The sequence below is a fragment of the Aquirufa nivalisilvae genome (assembly GCF_003143535.1).
GTDB classification, from domain to species: Bacteria; Bacteroidota; Bacteroidia; order Cytophagales; family Spirosomataceae; genus Aquirufa; species Aquirufa nivalisilvae.
Window position 1 is genome coordinate 895,795 of sequence record NZ_CP029346.1, and the last position, 19,540, is coordinate 915,334.

Sequence of the window (19,540 nt, forward strand, 5' to 3'; positions counted from 1 at the left end):
ACCCGATAGACTCTGTCGGGTGTTTTTTTTATTTCTATTTTTTTAATTCATACACATAGTCCAATGGGAGCTCATGTCCCATTCTAGACTCTGACATTTTCCCAAAAACCTCCATGGAGTAGGGGTCAATTAAGGTGCCATTTTTTTCGATGAGGATGGTCTTAGTCATGGGTTTAAGTTTGGAAAATTGCCTTGGAGAATCAAATTCCACATTGATGATGCCTTTTAAATCAATGGCAAAAATGTCTGGTTTATTTGTCGTGAAAAGGGCTTCTTCTAATTTAAATGGTGGCGGATTACTCAATCGGTTTTCTTTGTAATAGGTCACATAGAAGCCCTCATTCCCCAATGATTGATTGATGAATGCCAAAAGAAAATGCCTGATGGATCCTTGGAAGGCATATTTTCGGTTCTTCTCCCATTTGTTTTTTTCTTTGGGTGAAACGGGGTCTAATGCTTCAAAATAACCACTTGATTTAAAGTTTAATTGCCTAGGCGCTTTTTCAAATCCGACTAAGAATCCATGGTATAGATATCCCAATTCTTTGTTCTCTATCAAAAGAGGCTCTTTTGAGCTTGCTTTAAGCGTTTTCGTACTAGGATCGTATTCAAAATCGATGACTTCCCGATTCAGAATTTTGACCAAATCACGGTCAATGTCCCTTCCTAGAAATTCATTTTCAAATTGACGGATTTGTTTTTCCCAGACTCGGTCTCTTTGGCCTTGCACTTTAATTTCCACCAAGTCCGTGATGTTTTCTATCATATCAAAGTGTAGGTTTTTGATATCCTGCTGAACGGTGATGGGAACGGAGAGCGGTTGATAACCCACCATAGAAATCAGAAATTGATAATTTCCAGATGGAACATTTTTTAAAGTAAAATGACCTTTATCATCAGCTTGCGTACCAAAAGAAGTGCCATTTAAATAGACATGCGCAAAGGAAACCCCTTCTTTTTTCTGTTTGTCTTCAATAGTGCCTGATAGCGTAAAAGTAGATTGAGCTATGCCATTGAAAAAGCAACAGATCAAAAGTAGAGACAGGCAATACAGCTTGGAGAATGATTTCATATATTTGGTTAGGTCATGAAAACATGATGGTCAAATTTACTAAATGTTTGACATTACAAAACCTATTAGAACATGATGAAAAAAGGATTCCTTATTTACTGCCTTTTATTGGCACAATTTACTTGGGCACAAGAATTTAGCACATTGATTCCAGCGGCTCAAGGGCATCCTCGATTATTATTTTTAAAGTCGGATGAGGCCATCATTCAGCGAAATATTCAGCAGGATACGCTGTGGGCCAATTTGCATCAACAAATTTTGAAAGAAGCCGATGGGTTATTGTTGAAAGAGCCTTTGATTCGTAAACAAATTGGCAGGAGGCTGTTAGGTGTATCTCGAGAGATGTTACGAAGAACCTTGTTTTGGTCCTATGCTTACCGAATGACAAAACAACTTAAATATGCGCAAAGAGCAGAGAAAGAGTTGCTTCAAATTTGTCAATTTACGGATTGGAATCCATCCCATTTTTTGGATGTGGCGGAAATGACTACGGCTGTGGCAATAGGTTACGATTGGTTATTTGAGGCTTTATCTACTGAATCAAAACAAATCATCCGAGCTGCCATTTTATCCAAAGGGATAGAACCATCTTACGATGAGCGCTATACAAGTTGGTTGAAAGCGAGTCATAATTGGAATCAAGTTTGTAATGCGGGAATGAGTTTAGGGATTTTAGCCATTCAGGAAGATTATCCTGCCAAGGCTCAGGAATTAATTCAACGGGCACAAAAATCCATTATTTTACCGATGAAAGATTATGGTCCTGATGGAGCTTATCCAGAGGGTTACGCCTATTGGGGATATGGTACTTCGTTTCAAGTGCTGTATAATGATGCCATTGAAAAGGTATATGGTTCCGACTTTGGATTGAATCAATTACCTGGTTTTTATGCCAGTGCCAACTATATGTTGCACATGGCGGGACCATCAGGTAAGAATTTTAATTACTCGGATTCAGGAGATGGGATAGGCTTTCATCCAGCCATGTTTTGGTTTGCGGCCAAGACTCAAAATAATAGTTTATTGTTTACGGAAATAAATACGTTAAAAACGGCCAAGAATTTAGTGTCGGATCGACTGCTACCTCTTGTGATGGTTTGGGGAAAAGGGGCATCATTGGTCAATCCTCAATTACCACAGGAATTAACTTATTTGGGAGGAGGTCCTAATCCAGTAGCTATGATGCGTTCTTCTTGGACAGATAAAAATGCCTTATACGTTGGTGTGAAAGGGGGATCACCATCCGTTAATCATGGGCATATGGATGTTGGATCCTTTGTTTTTGATGCTTTAGGAGAGCGTTGGGCGATGGATTTCGGGATGCAAGATTATGAATCATTGGAATCAAAAGGGGTGGCTATTTGGGGTAAAGAACAAAACGCTCAGCGTTGGGATGTTTTTCGCTATCATAATAGGTCACATAATACACTAACCTTAAACAATCAATTACAAGCTGTCAAGGGGAAGTCAGAAGTAATTGGGATACAAAATTCAAGCAAACGTAAAGCATTTGGCCTTGATTTAAGTTCATTATATCCAGAACAAGCATCAGGAGTCCATCGCCAAGTGGCACTATTGGACAATCGTTCTTTGGAAATTAGTGATCAGATTTTATCAATCAAGCAAGGAGGGGAATTAGTTTGGACGATGCTCACCACGGCTGAGTTTCATAAGGAGCAATCCGGCAAGGCTTATTTGACCCAAAATGGGAAGCGACTGAATCTTCAAATCAAAGGAGTAAAAGGAGAATGGATTACATGGTCATCAGAACCGAATCACGACTATGATGCACCTAATCCAGGGACACGTTTTGTAGGATTTAAATTAGCGACTCAAGCAGGTCAAACATGGAAATATCAAGTGTTGTTAGCACCTGAAAACTAGTTTTTACTGCCACTTGGATACACTTGGTCTAACCAGATGCCCATTTTCATGAAAACGCTAAATAGGCTTTTTCTCATTTCATGGGTTTCATTGGGGTACAATTCTAATTGTGTTTTGACGCCCAATTGATTTAGTTTGGCATACAAGTTTTTGGCCTGTTGAACGTGGACTACCTCATCATTTTCACCATGAAAAATGATGGTTGGGACGGCTGATGCAGCGCTTACTCGAAGTAATGGACTTGATTCTTTGGCCAAGGGAGCATTAGGGTCAGCAACGCCTAAAAAATTGGTAATAGTCTTGTCTGCTTCATCGTTTTTCCCTCGCACCATGGGATCGGTGAAGTCGGTAGGTCCAACAATATCAATGACCGTTTTTATTTCTTTTTGAGGATCTGCTGTGTAGGCATACATCAAAGCCAAATAGGCACCAGCGCTTGCACCTAAAAGACCGAATTCCCCTCTCTTATATCCAAGGCTATCAGCTTTAAGATTTAAGAATCGTAAAGCTTGTTGGATGTCTTCCATTTGGGCTGGATAACGATTTTTATTGTCTTTTACCAAACGGTAATTGATGGATGCAACGGCATAGCCTTTTTTACCTGCTAATAATTGAATCAAGGGTTTGGGTAATTGGTTTTTACTTCCTTTGGTCCAATATCCTCCATGAATGAATACCAACATTTTGGTATTGGAATTGACTTGATTGGGTAAAAAGATGTCCAATAAATTCCTTTCCTCTGGGGCATTTCCGTAAGCTAAATTCAATATGGACTTATAAGCAGTGGAATCCGCCCCATTTTTACCAAATGAAGAAAAAGAGAGGAAAATGAACAGAGGTAACAGGTAAATACCGGAGGCAATAACGAAGCTTTTTTTCATATCAAAAATCATTTACAATTTACCTCTTACCATTTACCTTTCACAATTTTATTCCCCTCATTCACCATTTACCACTTACCATTCACCATTTATTTCCCCTCATTCACCATTTACCATTCACCATTTACAATTCTCTTACAGGTTTTTCTTCTTCAACTCAGCAACAGCATAATTCGCAGCACGGGCAGTTAATGCCATGTAGGTTAAAGATGGGTTCTGCGTGGAATTGGAAGTCATACTTGCTCCATCCGTTACAAAAACATTTTTACAATGATGCAATTGGTTCCACTTATTCAATTGGGATGTTTTAGGGTCATTTCCCATGATAACACCGCCCATTTCATGGATATCTAAACCTGGATTCCAAGTCTTTTTTGGATTGGATTTAATGTTTTTAAAGCCTGCTAAGGTCAACATTTCCGCCATTTGGTCTTGGTAATCTTGCTCCATTTTGCGATCATTATCATCAAAATCTACATGAAGTCGAGCCAAAGGGACACCCCAGTCGTCTTTTTTACTACCATCTAATTTGACATAATTGGAATGTTTCGGGATGGTTTCTCCCATGAAGTGGGAACCTACCTGCCAATTGCCATATTTCTTTTGGAATAAATTGTCTTTCAATTCTTGACCAATCCCTTCTTGATTAGTGATGATGGGTCTGCGAGCACTAAAACCTGCTGCATAACCACGCAAGAAATCGGTTTCTTGTTTGAACACATTGCGGAAACGAGGGATATAACTTCCGTTCGGACGAATTCCTTCTGTTTTACTTTCTAACATTCCTTCATATTCGGCTGACACTCCTGTGTGGAAGTTATGGAAGTGAATGTAATGCCCCATTAAACCATTGTCATTACCTAATCCGTTAGGGAAGCGGTTCGACTTGGAATTCAACAAGATCAAGTTCGTATTGATAGTGGCGGCATTTAAGAAGATGATTTTGGCATAAAAATGAATTTCTTCTTTTGTTTTGCTATCGATCACTTTAACTCCTGAAGCCTTGCCCGATTTTTCATCGTAAATAATCGAATGTACGACCGAGTTAGGTCTTAGGGTCATGTTACCCGTATTTTGTGCCCAAGGCAGGGTAGAAGCATTACTAGAAAAATAACCTCCGAAAGGACAACCTCTTTGGCATAAGTCACGCTGCTGACATTGAGCGCGGCCTTGCTTGAAGTGGATGGGTTGAGGGTCAGTTAGGTGAGCACAGCGACCGATGATAACCGGACGGTTTCCTTTGTAATGTTTTTTCATCTCGGATGAAAAATGTTTTTCAACACAAGATTGTTCGTGAGGACGCAAAAACTCTCCGTCTGGTAATTGCTCTAATCCGTCTTTGTTTCCGCTTACACCTGCAAATATTTCTACATGGCTATACCAAGGAGCTAAATCTTGATAGGTGATTGGCCAGTGATTATCAAATCCATCTCGTGCAGGACCTTCAAAATCATATTTGGACCAGCGCTGAGTACCACGAGCCCACAGTAATGACTTACCGCCCACTTGATATCCTCGAATCCAGTCAAATGGTTTCTCTTGAATGTAAGGGTGTTCTTTGTCCTTAACAAAAAAATGGGATGAATCCTCGTTGAATGCATAGCATTTGGTAGCGATGGGATTGGCATCTTTCATTTCTTTGGTTAATGCTCCCAAATGATCAAATTCCCATGGCTCCTTTAAGGTTGTAGGGTAATCTACGATATGTTTCACATCACGACCACGCTCTAAAACCAATGTTTTTAAACCATTATCGCAAAGTTCTTTGGCAGCCCAACCACCACTAATACCAGAACCCACCACGATGGCATCAAAGGTTCTTTGTTTTTTTGAATCTATATTAAAATTAGACATGTCTTGAGAGGTAAATTCTTATTGAACAGGGACACAACCATGGTAAAACCCAGGAGCCATGGTGTAATTTCTATGCTGAGTAAGGAAATATTCTGAACTCGTATAGGATGCTAAGGTGAGGCCTTTTAGGCGTTTGAAAAACTGACTTTCTTCTGGTAAAGTAGAGTTTTGTAAACCAGTTAAAAGGCTGATTTGATCTTGACTGCTCAACTGAGGGAATCCTTTTTGGTAGTTTTTCAAGGCCAAAGAAGCCAGCTTTTGCAATCCATTTTGGAAGGCTTGTTGGTCTTCTTTGCTCATACAATCTTTCACCATCCGCTCAATGTATAAGTGAGCGCCAATCGTTTTGGCCCCTGGACTATCAGTCTCAGGTATGATGGCATTAACTATAGCTCCTAATAATTCGGTGTTAGGCCCCAGTAGAGCGGGAAATGAATCTTGGTTCCACTGGTATGCCCAGTTGGGTAAAGCGGAGGTACCTAAAACCAAACTTAGGTTTTTTAAGGCGCTTCTTCTGTTCATGTTGTAATAGGTAGAGTAAAGAAAATCTCTTCTTCAAATTGGGTAGAAAAGAGTAAACAAAAATATTGAAATAAAAAGCAATTGTCAACCTGATTTACAGGCTTATAGAGCTGCATGTTTTCCAGCAATATAACCGGTAGTCCAGGCCGCCTGGAAATTAAACCCTCCAGTAATACCATCAATATCCATCACTTCTCCTGCAAAAAACATTCCTGGTACTTGTTTGCTTTCCATGCTTTGAACATGGATTTCGTTGAGATCAATACCTCCTGCAGTAACAAATTCTTCCTTAAATGTAGTTTTTCCCATCACTTGGTAGCGATCATTTAATAGGGTATTGACCAATTTATTGATTTGTTTAGGATTAATCTCGTTCCATCGAGATGCGGGTAATACATCGTTTTTAGCTAATAGAAAGTTCCAAAGTCGGGCAGGAATAGGAAAGGGACAGTGATTGCTGATCATTTTTCCACCATGTATTTTGCGCGTGTTTTCTAAGGTATCTCGCAGTTCAGATTCTTTGGTTTCATCTAACCAATTGACTAAAATAAAGAACTGGTAATTGAATGCTGCTAGGATTCTGGCTCCCCAGGCAGAGAGTTGTAAAATTGCAGGACCACTCATTCCCCAATGGGTAATCAACAATGGTCCTTTGCCGACAAGTTTTTGACCTTCAATTCTCACAGTAGCCTTTTCCACCACGAGACCCATAAATTCCTTGATGGGTTCATTCGGCATGTTAAAAGTGAAAAGAGAGGGTACAGGAGGAATGATGGGATGACCAATTTCTTCCAGCCAGTGTAGCCCACTTAATTTGGGTTGACCACCTGTCGTCACGATTACTCGATCTGTTTTGATTGTTTTATCCTTGGAATGTAGTACAAAGCCCCCATCTTCACGCTTTTCAATCCTATCAATTCCATGATGTAAGATTAGTTCAATGTCGAGCTTTTTGGCTTCTCTTAAGAAACAATCGATGATGCTTTGCGAGGTATTGGATAAAGGAAAGACGCAACCATCGGGATAGGTTTTAAGGGCTACCAGGCGCTGCTCAAACCATTCCATGGTCGAAGTCGCATTAAACTGTTCAAAGGCTTTTTTTAGAAATTTCTCTCCTCTTGGATAATGTTCGGCTAATTTCCTGTTATGGAATTCGGCATGGCAAACATTACATCGGCCGCCTCCTGATATTTTTACTTTAGCTAAAAAATGCGATGTTTTTTCGAGGATTTGAACCTGGGCTTGGGGATTATGACTTTTTGCAGCAATCGCCGCAAAAAAACCTGCCGCCCCTCCACCAATAACACTAATATGTAAATCTTTTGACATTATTTTTTACCTATCAAGACCTCTAATAACTAAACGCTAATCTCTAACAACGAATCACTCTTAGAATTCCAAGTGCTTAATTTGGTCATTTTTTAATAATTGGCTTGCAATCATATGATGAGCTTTTTCTGAACCTTGAACTGTTAAGTTAAAGGTGAAATCCTTGCCAGATTTAATTTTTTGAGAATACAGAATCTTCATTTTAAGCTTTTTGAATAATTGTTCCACATACTTGTAATCAAAGGTGTCAGAATATTCAAACTTTAACGTATATACACGTACGTGATTAAGCTTACTAATGAAGTTTTGAACTAAAATAAAGGCACTTAAGATTAAAATAACAATGGCTGAGGTGAAACAAGCCAATAATTCAAAACCTGCTCCGATGGTCATACCCAAGGCCGAAACAACCCAAATCGTTGTTGCCGTAGTGATTCCAGTTACTCGATCTTTTTCTCTAAAAATAACTCCAGCACCCAGAAAACCTATTCCAGTTAAAACATTGGCCGCAATTCTGTCTTGACTGCCCAATCCAATTTTATACGAGAGCAAGGTGAAAATACATGAGCCTACACATACCAAAATCATCGTTCTTAAGCCAGCGGATTTGGAACGATACTCTCTTTCCAAGCCAATGACAGCTCCAATTAAAATAGATAAAAGAATACGTTCTAAATCGATATACATCAGAAAATAGATTTTGAATTTAAACGGAAATTAACGCTAATTGTTGGATAATTGGTCAATGGTGCCATTGATCTTTATGTGTAATAGATGGGAGTGATTTTTGAACCCAAAGCTTTGACGAGGAATTTTAATATCCTGTTTAAACATAAAACGATGCTTATTTGATGAGTTAGGCTAGATTTACCTTATAAAATTGACATTTGTTCTCATTTTCAAATAATTTATTAAATGGAGTTTGCTTTATAGAATCATTTTGATAAAATTGATAAAATTATCATTTTATCTACTCCATAAAAACTAAATTAACCATCAATGAATCATCAAGAATACGATACCCATACTAGGTATTATCATTTGCATCATTTTATAATTCTCCCGCTTGCTTTTTTCTTTTTTATTTGGACTGTTAAATTGGCCTTGGAAGATCTGGCAAATGATTGGCTGTATATATTAGTGGGTTTATTATTTATTTTAATTTCGTTTGTTTCACGTATATATGCGAATAAAAATCAAGATCGAATTATTCGATTGGAAATGCGTTTGCGTTATTTTCAATTAATGAATGTGCCTTTTACTGAAAAGGAAAATATGCTTGACATCCATCAAATTGTTGCTTTGCGTTTTGCGAGTGACGATGAGTTATTAGAATTAATCGATAGAGCTATTTTACAAAACCTAAGTCCAAAGGAAATCAAGAAGTCCATTCGTGAATGGCAAGGAGATTTTATGCGGGTTTAATTTATCGCTGATCTATTTAAATACAAAAGCTCAGGGTTTAAATCCTGAGCTTTTGTATTTACATGTTCGTGTATTCAGATTTACTCTGATTAATCGTTTACTTTTTTTGTTCGGACAAGAAAGTGATTAAGGAAGCAAACTCTTCATAGGAAAGTTCATTCGTTAAACCATCAGGCATCATCGATGTTTCCATTTCTTTTCTTGATCGGATATCGGCAGTTCTGATACTTGTAATTTGACCTGTAATATCTCTCATCACAATTCGATCCGGAGATTCAGCCGTGACAAAACCCATGTGCTCCTTTTTGTCTTTTGTCGTTATTAATACCGTTACGAATCCTTGTGATATAGAAGCGTTAGGTTTGAGGATTGATTCTGCTATTTGTTCCCGACTCATGATAGCACCAATCTGACCCATAAATGGGCCTTTCAATGTTTCTCCACTTTTTAAACTGTGACAAACCACACAACCTTGCTTGGTGAATAAGGATCTACCTGTTGCTGGATTTCCTTTGATTTGAGCCATGGCTAGCATGATGTCTTCAATGGAGGCATTACCGATTTGACCTTTTTTATTACGGATAGAAGCCAAGTCAACTTTCGGTTCATCTTTGGCTAGATTATTCGCAGTTGTTCCTAATTCGGCTATTTCCATTTGATTTTTCTCATTCAAATCTACAAAATAAGCTTTGTCGGCCTCATTGGCTTTTTGGAACTCAGCTAAAATAAAGTCTTTGATGATCGGACTCGATTCCCAATCTACTGTTTTATAGTAAGGGCCATGTCCATTGGGCTTAGTGCTCCACCAATATTCTCCCTCATAATCAGCTTCCTTTTTATAAAGTCTAGCTAGATTAGCCAATAATTGCTTTTTGAAAGTAATATTGGTAGATTTTTTATAAGCGGCAATAAGACCATTGACAGCAGTGGGTTGGTGCATGTAGCGCAATGCCCACAAAGCAATGGTTGAATTGGGACCTGAAATTGCTTTTACACAGGCATTCACTGCATTTAATTTCACCAATGCCTGTACGGCAACGTGTGCAGGAATGATGGCTGAATTGGGAGTAGCATGAGGACCTTCTTGATCTTTGGGAGGTGCTACAAAAGAGTTAGGAACTTTTACTTGTAAAAGCGCAGGAATAGCTTCTTGTTTGCCTAATCTTCCCAAAGCAATAGCTGCACTTACACGTACTCTCGGAGAGGCATCTTGTAAAGCCAATATGATGGGCTGAATGGGTACTAACTTATTTTTAGTCTTTCTGTCTGCCAATGCTCTGATGGCCAGCTCTTTCACATCTTTATCAGCCAATAATTTAACCAATTGTAATATACCTTGCTCATTTGCAACTTGAGCATAAGTAAATATACCTGCCGAACGAGCATACAATGGAGCCTTTTTATCTGCCGCTAATTTCCAAGCTATGGCAGCCGTCACTTTTTGATCCCTCGTTAATAATTCTTGTTGAGCGTTTAAACGCGCTACCGCACTATTTGATTGTAAAAGCTTAGCTAATTCATCGTTCGACAATTGACTCACCTGTGGAAAGGCTTGGTAAGTCCAGCCTTTAGGTACAGCTCTAACCACGAATCCTTTGTTGGGATTTCCTGAATATCCTGCTCCATCCCAAGCAGCAAGGTATAGTCGACCAGAACCGTCTACATCTAGGTCCGTGATTTGTTTTAATTTAATGAATGTTTCATCTTTTTGCGTATAACTAGCACCGTCAGGCGTCACACGATGAATGTACAATATGCTATTTCCCCAATCGGCCATCATAGGTACTTGATTGTATTTGGCTGGCCAAGTAGGCTCATCCATAAACAAAGAACCAGTTCCAGATCCACCACCTACATCCACTAAGGCTGGCAGGATTTCTTCAGTAAAATGTTTGAACAATAGCGGGTAACCATATTCGCCTGATTGAATGTGGTGGCTAAAACGGATATTCCATCCTGCGCCATCATTGGTATTATCGCGTGTGAAAATGTTCATGTAGGGATCTATAGCTACATCATAAATATTTCTAGTACCATGGGTGTATACTTCCATTTCAGTCCCATCAGGTCTTACTCGGACAATTCCACCACCTAGCATGGTGATTTTCTTTCCGCTTCTATCAGTGGCATTATGAAAACCAAAGTCGCCCGCAGCAATGTAAATCCAGCCATCAATTCCCATTCTGATACCATTGGTGGCATGGTCAGTTCCTCTACTTTGTAAAAACTTGGGAGAACTGATATGTTGAATTAATGGACTCGAAGGGCCATCGGCTACTCCGTCTTTATTTTTGTCTTCAAAAACCACTAAATCCATTCCTGTAGCTTTCTTTGTTTCAGGCGAAAAGACGGTATGAAGCACATATAATTTGTCGCCTAATGAAATAATCCCACGGGGATTATCTACCATGGCAAATTTGCTTTGCTGATCTACGCGACCATCATTGTTGGAATCAATTAATTTTAAGATGTATCCCTTACCAGGTGTTTTTCCTAAAGATCCAATTTGGTCAATTCCTACAAATACCTCACCTGTGGCAGCTACGGCAATACAAGCAGGACTGGGAGCTAAGTCTGCTGAAGCAAAATTACTGACTTGAATGTCTTGAGTAGGCCATGCTGAAGCATTGGAAAGGGTGTCGACAGCAACGATGGATTTTGTACTATTTTCAGCGATAGGGGGTTGTAGAAATTGATATCCCCAAAAAAGTAAAAAAGAATAAATTAAACTGAGTGACAATTTTAACATATGGAATAGGTTGAGTGTTTTTTAATAATGGTTGGCAAAAATAAGATTTTTCCTCATAAAACATTCTGGACATTGTAGGGTATAGAATGTATTTATTTTTCGGTCATGGAAGAGTCTATTTTCAATTTGGTTCGTTATATCATTTGTAGATAATGACCATACGATTTGATTAAATTGTTGTTACATGATTAAAATGTTATTTTACTATTAAAATAATCTTTACAACAATTTGAATTGTTAGCTCCTTCAAAATGAGTGATTTAGTGGTATAAATGCTTTATTAGTGATATTGAGCCTGTTTTTTTTGTTTTAGGTTAATCGAAAATATTGTTAAAAATATTAGGCTGATTGAAAAATCAATATACCTTTGCGTTTACCATTCTATAATAAAGTTTGAGCTGTTCTATAATTCGTATTTCTCCAATAATCTCATTCGAGAAGCGACAGAAGAGAAATCTGTTGTCTCTCTCTGTTTTGGAGCGTATTCTATCCCAGCCATTCTAATGTCAAACCGAAATAATTGAATTAGAAAATGTTAATCTACATAGTCGCTTTCAAACTCATTATTTCATTGGTATTGGCCGTGTTTAACTTTCGTGTAAACAAAAATACGATCTATTTAACTGGTTTTTTAGTAACGATCGCCTTGTCTGGCCTTTTGCATTATTTTGCTTTTATGGGAGATAACGCGTCATTAATGGCGGTCTTTAATTACCATATTACCCCTACGTATTATCTGTTTGGTCCGTTTTTGTTTTTTTATGTTCGAGGAACATTGACTGACCGTAACAAGCTGTCTCGAAGGGATTATTTTCATTTTATTCCAGCAGTAATTTCTTTCTTGTCCATCGTTCCATTCTATTTCAAAAACTGGGATTACAAGCTTATTGTAGCTAGAAAGATTATTGATAATCCTGAAGTACTTAAAGTGTGGAATGAAGGTGTCCTTTATCCGAGTTATTTTAATGTCATTGGGCGTCCAATGTTTTTCATGATTTATCTAATTGCGACGATAGCCTTGTTCCTTCGCTATAATCGTAGTCTCGCCAAATATGGACCCGTTTCAGCACAAAAGACCTTAATTAAGCGCTGGCTTGTTTGGTTGATATCCTTATCTACCTTAGCCTGTGCTAGCTATTTTGCAGGTGCAATCATGTTTATTTTTTCTGATGTGGTTAACAAAGAATTAGTTAATTCATCTCCACTCGGTTATTTGACAGGCGTATTTTTCTTGACTATACCATTATTAATTCTGGCATTTCCTCCTATTCTTTATGGTATTCCTATTCATAAAAAAGGCAAACGGAAGAATTTTGAACACAAAGTGGATGCTAGTGATGTGTATTCTTTTGTTGGGAAGTCGGATGATCCGTTCCAGCAAGATGCCAAGTATATATTAGATAATATTCACGAAGAAAAATGGTATCTGGACCCCGAGTTCAATGTGGATTTCCTAGCCTTAAAATTGGATATTCCTAAACACCACATCTATTATTGTTTTAATTATATTATCAAATCCAAGTTCACCAAATTGCGTGCTCAATTGCGTATTTCTCATGCAAAGAAGCTTTTGGAAGAGAAAAAATCTCAAAATTTAAGTCAAGATGATATGGAATCCATAGCCTTGACCTCTGGTTTCGGTACTTTATATCGATTTATCAGTGCATTTCAAGAGGAAGAAGGTACCACTCCTATGGAATACGTGAAGAAATTGTAAATGATTAATTATAAATGATAAATGGGGGGGCTTTTTATATTCAAATCCCTAAATCCTAATAACTCTACATTCTACAATCTTCATTTTCCATTCTACATTGAATGGTTAGTTCAACGAAAGATGAGAACGTAGCATGAGCGAAGCGGAAAGGGAATTGTAAATGGTGAATTATAAAGTATAAATGGGGGTACCTTTCTATATTCAAATCCCTAAATCCTAATAATTCTACATTCTTCATTCTACATTAAACGGTTAATCCAACGAAAGATGGGAACGTAGCATGAGCGAAGCGGAAAGGGAATTGTAAATGGTGAATTATAAAGTATAAATGGGGGGCTTTCTATATTCAAATCCCTAAATCTTAATAATTCTACATTCTCCATTCTACATTCTTCGCTTACTAAAGCCTTTTTTTTAATAAATGTCATAGAATTAAATCTTCGGTTAAACGCTTTTGTAATACTCTATCTTGTTGTTTTAAAATGACACTACTTTTCAGCATATACTAAGGCCTTTCTTTTTTTGACAAAAAAAGAAACAAAAAAAGATTTTTTTGTCGTTCAGCCAAGGCGAATTCCGCTTCGCGGAACCGTGAATCACTCCGCTATCGCCTATACTTTTGACGCCGACGCACATCGCCCATGCTGAGGTCAAAACCTCGTCTACCGCTGCGTTCATCACATTTCGCAGGGCTGCACGACGATGTTTTCTATCAAAATTCTACATTCTACATTCTTCACTCTACATTTTACATTAACCGTATTTCTTCCGTTTTTTTTGTTTCTTTTTTTATGAAAAAAAAGAAATACCATATGAATTAAATCTTCGGCAAAGCTATTTTGTGGGACTTTTTCATGTTGTTTCAAAATAACAATACGTTTCAGCATATACTATTGATTTTCTTTTTTTGGACAAAAAAAGAAACAAAAAAACTTCTTTTTTGTCGTTCAGCCAAGGCGAATTCCGCTTCGCGGAACCGTGAATCACTCCGCTATCGCCTATACTTTTGACGCCGACGCACATCGCCCATGCTGAGGTCAAAACCTCGTCTACCGCTGCGTTCATCATATTTCGCAGGGCTGAACGACGATGTTTTCTATCAAAATTCTACATTCTACATTCTACATTCTTCATTCTCCATTGAACAGTAAATCCAACGAAAGATGGGAACGCAGCATGAGCGAAGCGGAAAGGGAATTGTAAATGGTGAATTATAAAGTATAAATGGGGGGCTTTCTATATTCAAATCCCTAAATCTTAATAATTCTACATTCTCCATTCTACATTCTTCGCTTACTAAAGCCTTTTTTTTAATAAATGTCATAGAATTAAATCTTCGGTTAAACGCTTTTGTAATACTCTATCTTGTTGTTTTAAAATGACACTACTTTTCAGCATATACTAAGGCCTTTCTTTTTTTGAAAAAAAAGAAACATAAAAATCTTTTTTTGTCGTTCAGCCAAGGCGAATTCCGCTTCGCGGAACCGTGAATCACTCCGCTATCGCCTATACTTTTGACGCCGACGCACATCGCCCATGCTGAGGTCAAAACCTCGTCTACCGCTGCGTTCATCACATTTCGCAGGGCTGCACGACGATGTTTTCTATCAAAAATTCTACATTCTTCATTCTCCATTGAATAGTAAATCCAACGAAAGATGGGAACGTAGCATGAGCGAAGCGGAAAGGGAATTGTAAATGATAAACGGGCCAAAGAACTTGGTCATTGTTGAATTTTATCAGTTATATTCAACAGTCTGTCTAAGATTTTGAGAAAAATCATTCTAAATTTAGACGAAATAAGGATAGAGATTTCTGATTTTTCTACTAGCTTGATTCTTTAATTTACCAATTATAATTTACCATTTTTTATGCGCTACCGTCGTCTAGGCAAAACGAATTTACAAGTATCTATTTTAGGCTTTGGTGCCTCACCTTTAGGAAATGTTTTTGAAGAGTGTGATGAAAAAGAGGGGATTTCGGCCGTTCATTATGCGATTGATCATGGGGTGAATTTTGTGGATGTAGCCCCATTTTATGGGATTACTTTGGCAGAAACTCGTTTGGGTAAAGCCTTGAAAGGTAAAAGAAATGAAGTCTATTTGGCAACCAAAGCTGGTCGATATGATTTAAGAGAATTTGATTTTTCTTATCAAAAGATTCTAAGCAGTATTGATGATTCTTTAAAAAGACTGCAAACCGATTATGTGGATTTATATCAATTGCATGATATTGAGTTTGGTTCAAAAGAACAGGTCTTAAATGAAGCTATTCCGGCCATTCAAGCAGTTAAAAAATCGGGCAAAGCCAGATTTGTAGGTATAACTGGCTTACCAGTTAATTATTTGGCTTCTATAGCAAGGGAAGTAGAAGTAGATACCGTCCTATCTTGGGCCCACTATAATTTATTGCAAGATGAAATTAATTCGGAATTAGTCCCTTTATCCAAGGAATTGGATTTTGGCTTAATGAATGCGGCTCCTTTGATGCAGCGAATTCTTTCAGATGCTACTTTGCCTGATTGGCATAATGCATCCTATGAAGTGAAATCTCTTCAACCTCGCTTATTAGCTGTTTGTGAAAAATACCAAGTGCGCCTGAGTGATGTAGCTTTACGTTTTGCTATGGATCATCCAGATATTGCCACTACCATCGTGGGGATGTGTGATATGAAAACCATTCAAGAAAATGTGGCAGCGGTAGATTTTCTCATCCCCGAAGGCTTACTTTTGGAATTAGTTGAAATCATTGCTCCGGTTAAAAATCAGATGTGGTTTGAAGGAAGACCTGAAAATAATATAGCTAGAAAGCAATAAACCTAATAGAAACTATGAAAGCATTATTTTTAACTGAAGTCGGACAAACCGAAATCAGAGAAATTGAAAAGCCAATTCCTGCCGCAGGGGAGGTTTTACTTCGAATCGGCATGGTGGGTTTTTGTGGTGGGGATTTAAATGGCTTCAAAGGACTTTTTGAATTGCAAGAATATCCCAATGTTCTTGGTCATGAAGTAGGGGCAACGATAGAAGAAATAGGAGCGGATGTACCTGCTCATTGGCAAGTTGGCCAACGAGTGACGATTTATCCATATCTAAACTGTGGCACATGTGTGTCTTGCAGAAAAGGTCGTAGGAATGCCTGTCAAGATAATAAAACCATGGGTGTTCGTAGACCTGGTGCCATGACTCGCTACATCACTATTTCTTGGCAAGATTTATATACGTCAAATTCTTTATCCTTGAAAGAATTAGCTTTGGTAGAGCCATTGACTGTGGGCTTTCATGCAGCTGCTCGTGGTCGAGTGAGTGCCTCAGACATCGTTGCTGTCATCGGTTGTGGTATCGTGGGTATGGGAGCTATCGCCTCATCGGTTCATCAGGGAGCCCAAGTTATTGCCATTGATATAGATGATTCTAAATTGGAAATTGCACGTAAAATAGGGGTGCAACATACCATCAATACCAGTCAGGAAGATTTGCATGAAGCTCTACAGAAGATTACTCAAGGAGATGGACCAGATGTCATTATTGAAGCAGTAGGCAGTCATATTACCTATCGAGCTGCTGTAGAGGAAGTAGCGTATACTGGCCGAGTGGTTTGTATAGGATATGCCAAAAAGCCCGTTGAGTTTAATACAGGTTTATTTGTACGAAAAGAAATAGAAATCTTGGGATCTAGAAATTGTACAGATGAGTTCCCAGATGTGATTGCTTATTTAGAGTCCGGTCAATTTCCTGTGGAGGCCGTGATTAGTCGAGTCGTACCCATTGAGCAAGCAGGACAAGCCTTGGCTGATTGGGCTAAAGATGCTCAAGGCATCGTGAAAATCATGGTAAATTTTGGAGAATAATATGATGCATTCTTGTGTAACTATTGCCTTAGTTCCTCAAATCAAGTCGGGCCCCTGGATTTTTTGGGAAGACTTAGAAGCGAGTATGGCCCAAGCGTCTAGGCTGGGATTTGATGCCATCGAACTTTTTACAGAAGATGCTAAAAGTCTTGATAAAGGGCTATTGGATGGACTATTGTCAAAATATTCATTAAAACTAGCGGCAGTGGGAAGTGGAGCTGGAAAAGTTATTCAGGGATTAACGCTGACTGACCCCAATCCAGAAATCCGAACGAAAGCTATCCATTTTATTCAATCCATGATGGATTTTGGTGCGCATTTTGGGGCGGTGACCATCATTGGTTCCATGCAAGGAAATGCTTTGCCTGATCGTAGAGAGGAATCTTTGATGCATTTACAAGAGGCCTTGGAATATCTCGGGAAACATGCGGAGAAACTAGGAGTACCTTTGATTTACGAACCTTTGAACCGTTATGAAACCAATTTATTTAATACCTTGGGTTCTGGTAAAGCATTTGTAGAAGGTCTATCCACGCGTCATATCAAATTACTAGCTGATTTGTTTCACATGAACATAGAAGAAATAGATATAGCTCAAAGTATCCTAGAAAATGGACCTTGGATTGGTCATGTGCATTTAGCAGATTCCAATCGAAGACCGATGGGAATGGGTCATACTTCCATGAAAGAAATAGCAGCAGCTTTACAGCAAATAAATTACCAAGGAGCCATATCTGCGGAAGCATTTCCCTGGCCTAATCCTTTGGAAGCTGCCGAGCAGACCATCAAAACATACCAACAATATTTTAAAAAATAAACCATTTGACTATGCAGCGATTTTGTTTGGCATTAGACCTTTTAGATGATCCAGCGTTAATTCAGGAATACGAACAATATCATGCACCTGGAAGTGCATGGCCTGAAGTGACTCAGCACGACATAGATGCAGGTGTGACTAACATTGAAATTTTTCGTACGGGAAATCGAATGTTCATGATTTTGGAAACAGATGATGTCTTTACTTTTGAGAAAAAAGCAGCATTTGATGCGACCAACCCGAAAATTGCTGCTTGGGAGGAGCTTATGTGGAAATACCAAAAGCCTTTGCCATGGGCCAAGCCTGGTCAGAAATGGATCTTGATGGATCGGATTTTTAAATCATAAAAAAAGGCCAGAATTCATTCTGGCCTTTTGGTTTATTTATGCTGATGGTGTTCAGCCGTCATATAATGTTCTTTCAATAAATCTGTACCAAAGTCACCTCGGAAATCTCGCCAAACGGTATGGATGTGGTTGGCATTATCTTGAGTATTATCAAATTCTACTAAAAAGGATTTTCCTTGGATGCGGTAATAATGTGCTTTTTTCCGTTCTGTATTTCCTGCCCAAGCAAATTTTACCGAGTTGAAATCTTCATTAGCAATATGTTTTAGTCGCATCTCTGCAATTTTTGGCGGCATAGCTGATAAATAATGCATGATCAATTGATTCAAGTCGGCTTTTTGTTGGGTATTCATTTCTTTAACAGAAATACCTTCATCTGGTAAAGGTCCAACATGTACTGAATTGGTGGTTACCACTTCATTGAAAGTGCTGAGGCTGAAAATGGCTTTGGTTTTTTGCTTTTCCGACATGGAGTTGATTAAATCCAAAGCCATATCTTCTTCTTCTTTCATTAATCGAGTTCCTTTTCTTTCACCACTTTCTGCTTCAGCTGGATATACGCCAAAGAAGAATGGAGCATAAGATAATTTATCATCCACTATGGTAAAGTTGAGTGCCAAATGATGTCCACCAAACTTCCAACCCCAAACTTTGTCTTTGCTTGGGTCACCATAAAATGCTACAAATTGATTTTCTGGAATTCGACTAGGGTTTTTGGGTTGGATTTCTTTTAAATAATACTCAAAATCCATGATGTCACGTGTTTTCTTGAAGCCTTTTTCGCTTAAGTATACTTGCATGAAATCATACAGTAATTGTTTCTGATTGGCATCCATATCCTTTACTACTGTTCCATGTCGAGCGACCATCGTAGGAGGCAAGAAGTGCCAGTTGAAACGAGTCACGGCATCAAAGGAATACAATGCTCTGCTTTTTTGGGCATCACTCAGTGATTGAATGAAAGCCATGGCTTTTTGCACTCCAGGACTATCCGTTTGAGCTAGACTCACCATGGGTGTGAATCCTAGCATGAAACAACTAATGAATAAATTAAAGGTTCTTTTCATGTAAATGGTTGCTATGGGTGATTTTC

Annotated in this window: 15 protein-coding genes; 7 read left to right on the forward strand and 8 right to left on the reverse strand. The window is 38.4% G+C overall.

Annotated elements, in window-relative coordinates; genetic code table 11:
* Nucleotides 1-34: 34 nt before the first annotated feature.
* The gene (locus HME7025_RS03885) at nt 35-1,072 is read right to left on the reverse strand and encodes a carboxypeptidase-like regulatory domain-containing protein (protein ID WP_109322382.1); all 1,038 of its coding nucleotides are present in this window, start codon (nt 1,070-1,072) and stop codon (nt 35-37) included.
* 72 nt (nt 1,073-1,144) lie between these two features.
* Here HME7025_RS03885 and HME7025_RS03890 point away from each other — a divergent pair, with 72 nt between their 5' ends.
* Nucleotides 1,145-2,956 carry a heparinase II/III domain-containing protein gene (locus HME7025_RS03890; protein ID WP_109322383.1) on the forward strand — a complete coding sequence of 604 codons (1,812 nt, stop codon included), beginning with the start codon at nt 1,145-1,147 and terminating at the stop codon, nt 2,954-2,956.
* On the opposite strand, the gene HME7025_RS03895 is transcribed toward HME7025_RS03890, so the two are convergent.
* The 5 genes from HME7025_RS03895 to HME7025_RS03915 all read right to left on the reverse strand — a co-directional run bounded on the left by HME7025_RS03895 (nt 2,953) and on the right by HME7025_RS03915 (nt 8,229).
* Entirely contained in the window at nt 2,953-3,837 is an 885-nt protein-coding gene (locus HME7025_RS03895) for an alpha/beta hydrolase (RefSeq protein WP_161956204.1), read from the reverse strand. The two genes, HME7025_RS03890 and HME7025_RS03895, sit on opposite strands and share 4 nt — an antisense overlap.
* A 135-nt stretch (nt 3,838-3,972) precedes the next feature.
* Nucleotides 3,973-5,691 carry a GMC oxidoreductase gene (locus tag HME7025_RS03900; protein WP_109322385.1) on the reverse strand — a complete coding sequence of 573 codons (1,719 nt, stop codon included), beginning with the start codon at nt 5,689-5,691 and terminating at the stop codon, nt 3,973-3,975.
* Between the two features lie 18 nt (nt 5,692-5,709).
* On the reverse strand, nt 5,710-6,213 hold the full coding sequence (locus HME7025_RS03905; protein WP_109322386.1) for a gluconate 2-dehydrogenase subunit 3 family protein: 504 nt from the start codon (nt 6,211-6,213) through the stop codon (nt 5,710-5,712).
* 102 nt (nt 6,214-6,315) lie between these two features.
* The gene (locus HME7025_RS03910; protein ID WP_109322387.1) at nt 6,316-7,542 is read right to left on the reverse strand and encodes a BaiN/RdsA family NAD(P)/FAD-dependent oxidoreductase; all 1,227 of its coding nucleotides are present in this window, start codon (nt 7,540-7,542) and stop codon (nt 6,316-6,318) included.
* 60 nt (nt 7,543-7,602) lie between these two features.
* Complete coding sequence (locus HME7025_RS03915) at nt 7,603-8,229, reverse strand: MgtC/SapB family protein (RefSeq protein ID WP_109322388.1); 627 nt, start codon at nt 8,227-8,229, stop codon at nt 7,603-7,605.
* A 312-nt stretch (nt 8,230-8,541) separates the two neighbouring features.
* Between HME7025_RS03915 and HME7025_RS03920 the strand changes: the two genes are divergently transcribed.
* Nucleotides 8,542-8,967 carry a DUF6526 family protein gene (locus HME7025_RS03920; protein ID WP_109322389.1) on the forward strand — a complete coding sequence of 142 codons (426 nt, stop codon included), beginning with the start codon at nt 8,542-8,544 and terminating at the stop codon, nt 8,965-8,967.
* A gap of 97 nt (nt 8,968-9,064) precedes the next feature.
* Here the strand turns inward: HME7025_RS03920 and HME7025_RS03925 are convergent, their stop codons facing one another.
* Entirely contained in the window at nt 9,065-11,716 is a 2,652-nt protein-coding gene (locus HME7025_RS03925; protein ID WP_109322390.1) for a DUF7133 domain-containing protein, read from the reverse strand.
* A gap of 532 nt (nt 11,717-12,248) precedes the next feature.
* On the opposite strand from HME7025_RS03925, the gene HME7025_RS03930 reads away from it, so the two are divergent.
* The 5 genes from HME7025_RS03930 to HME7025_RS03965 all read left to right on the forward strand — a co-directional run bounded on the left by HME7025_RS03930 (nt 12,249) and on the right by HME7025_RS03965 (nt 18,447).
* Complete coding sequence (locus tag HME7025_RS03930; RefSeq protein WP_109322391.1) at nt 12,249-13,433, forward strand: helix-turn-helix domain-containing protein; 1,185 nt, start codon at nt 12,249-12,251, stop codon at nt 13,431-13,433.
* Between the two features lie 1,871 nt (nt 13,434-15,304).
* Nucleotides 15,305-16,249, forward strand: a complete 945-nt coding sequence (locus tag HME7025_RS03950) for an aldo/keto reductase (protein WP_109322395.1) — start codon at nt 15,305-15,307, stop codon at nt 16,247-16,249.
* A gap of 5 nt (nt 16,250-16,254) precedes the next feature.
* A complete protein-coding gene (locus HME7025_RS03955; protein WP_109322396.1) occupies nt 16,255-17,283 on the forward strand; it encodes a zinc-binding alcohol dehydrogenase family protein in 1,029 nt (342 codons plus the stop codon).
* Between the two features lies 1 nt (nt 17,284).
* A complete protein-coding gene (locus HME7025_RS03960; RefSeq protein WP_317046240.1) occupies nt 17,285-18,100 on the forward strand; it encodes a sugar phosphate isomerase/epimerase family protein in 816 nt (271 codons plus the stop codon).
* 11 nt (nt 18,101-18,111) lie between these two features.
* Nucleotides 18,112-18,447 (forward strand): L-rhamnose mutarotase, encoded by a 336-nt coding sequence (locus HME7025_RS03965; protein ID WP_109322397.1) that lies wholly within the window; start codon nt 18,112-18,114, stop codon nt 18,445-18,447.
* A gap of 32 nt (nt 18,448-18,479) precedes the next feature.
* On the opposite strand, the gene HME7025_RS03970 is transcribed toward HME7025_RS03965, so the two are convergent.
* Nucleotides 18,480-19,514 carry a DUF3500 domain-containing protein gene (locus tag HME7025_RS03970; RefSeq protein ID WP_109322398.1) on the reverse strand — a complete coding sequence of 345 codons (1,035 nt, stop codon included), beginning with the start codon at nt 19,512-19,514 and terminating at the stop codon, nt 18,480-18,482.
* Between the last annotated feature and the right edge of the window lie 26 nt (nt 19,515-19,540).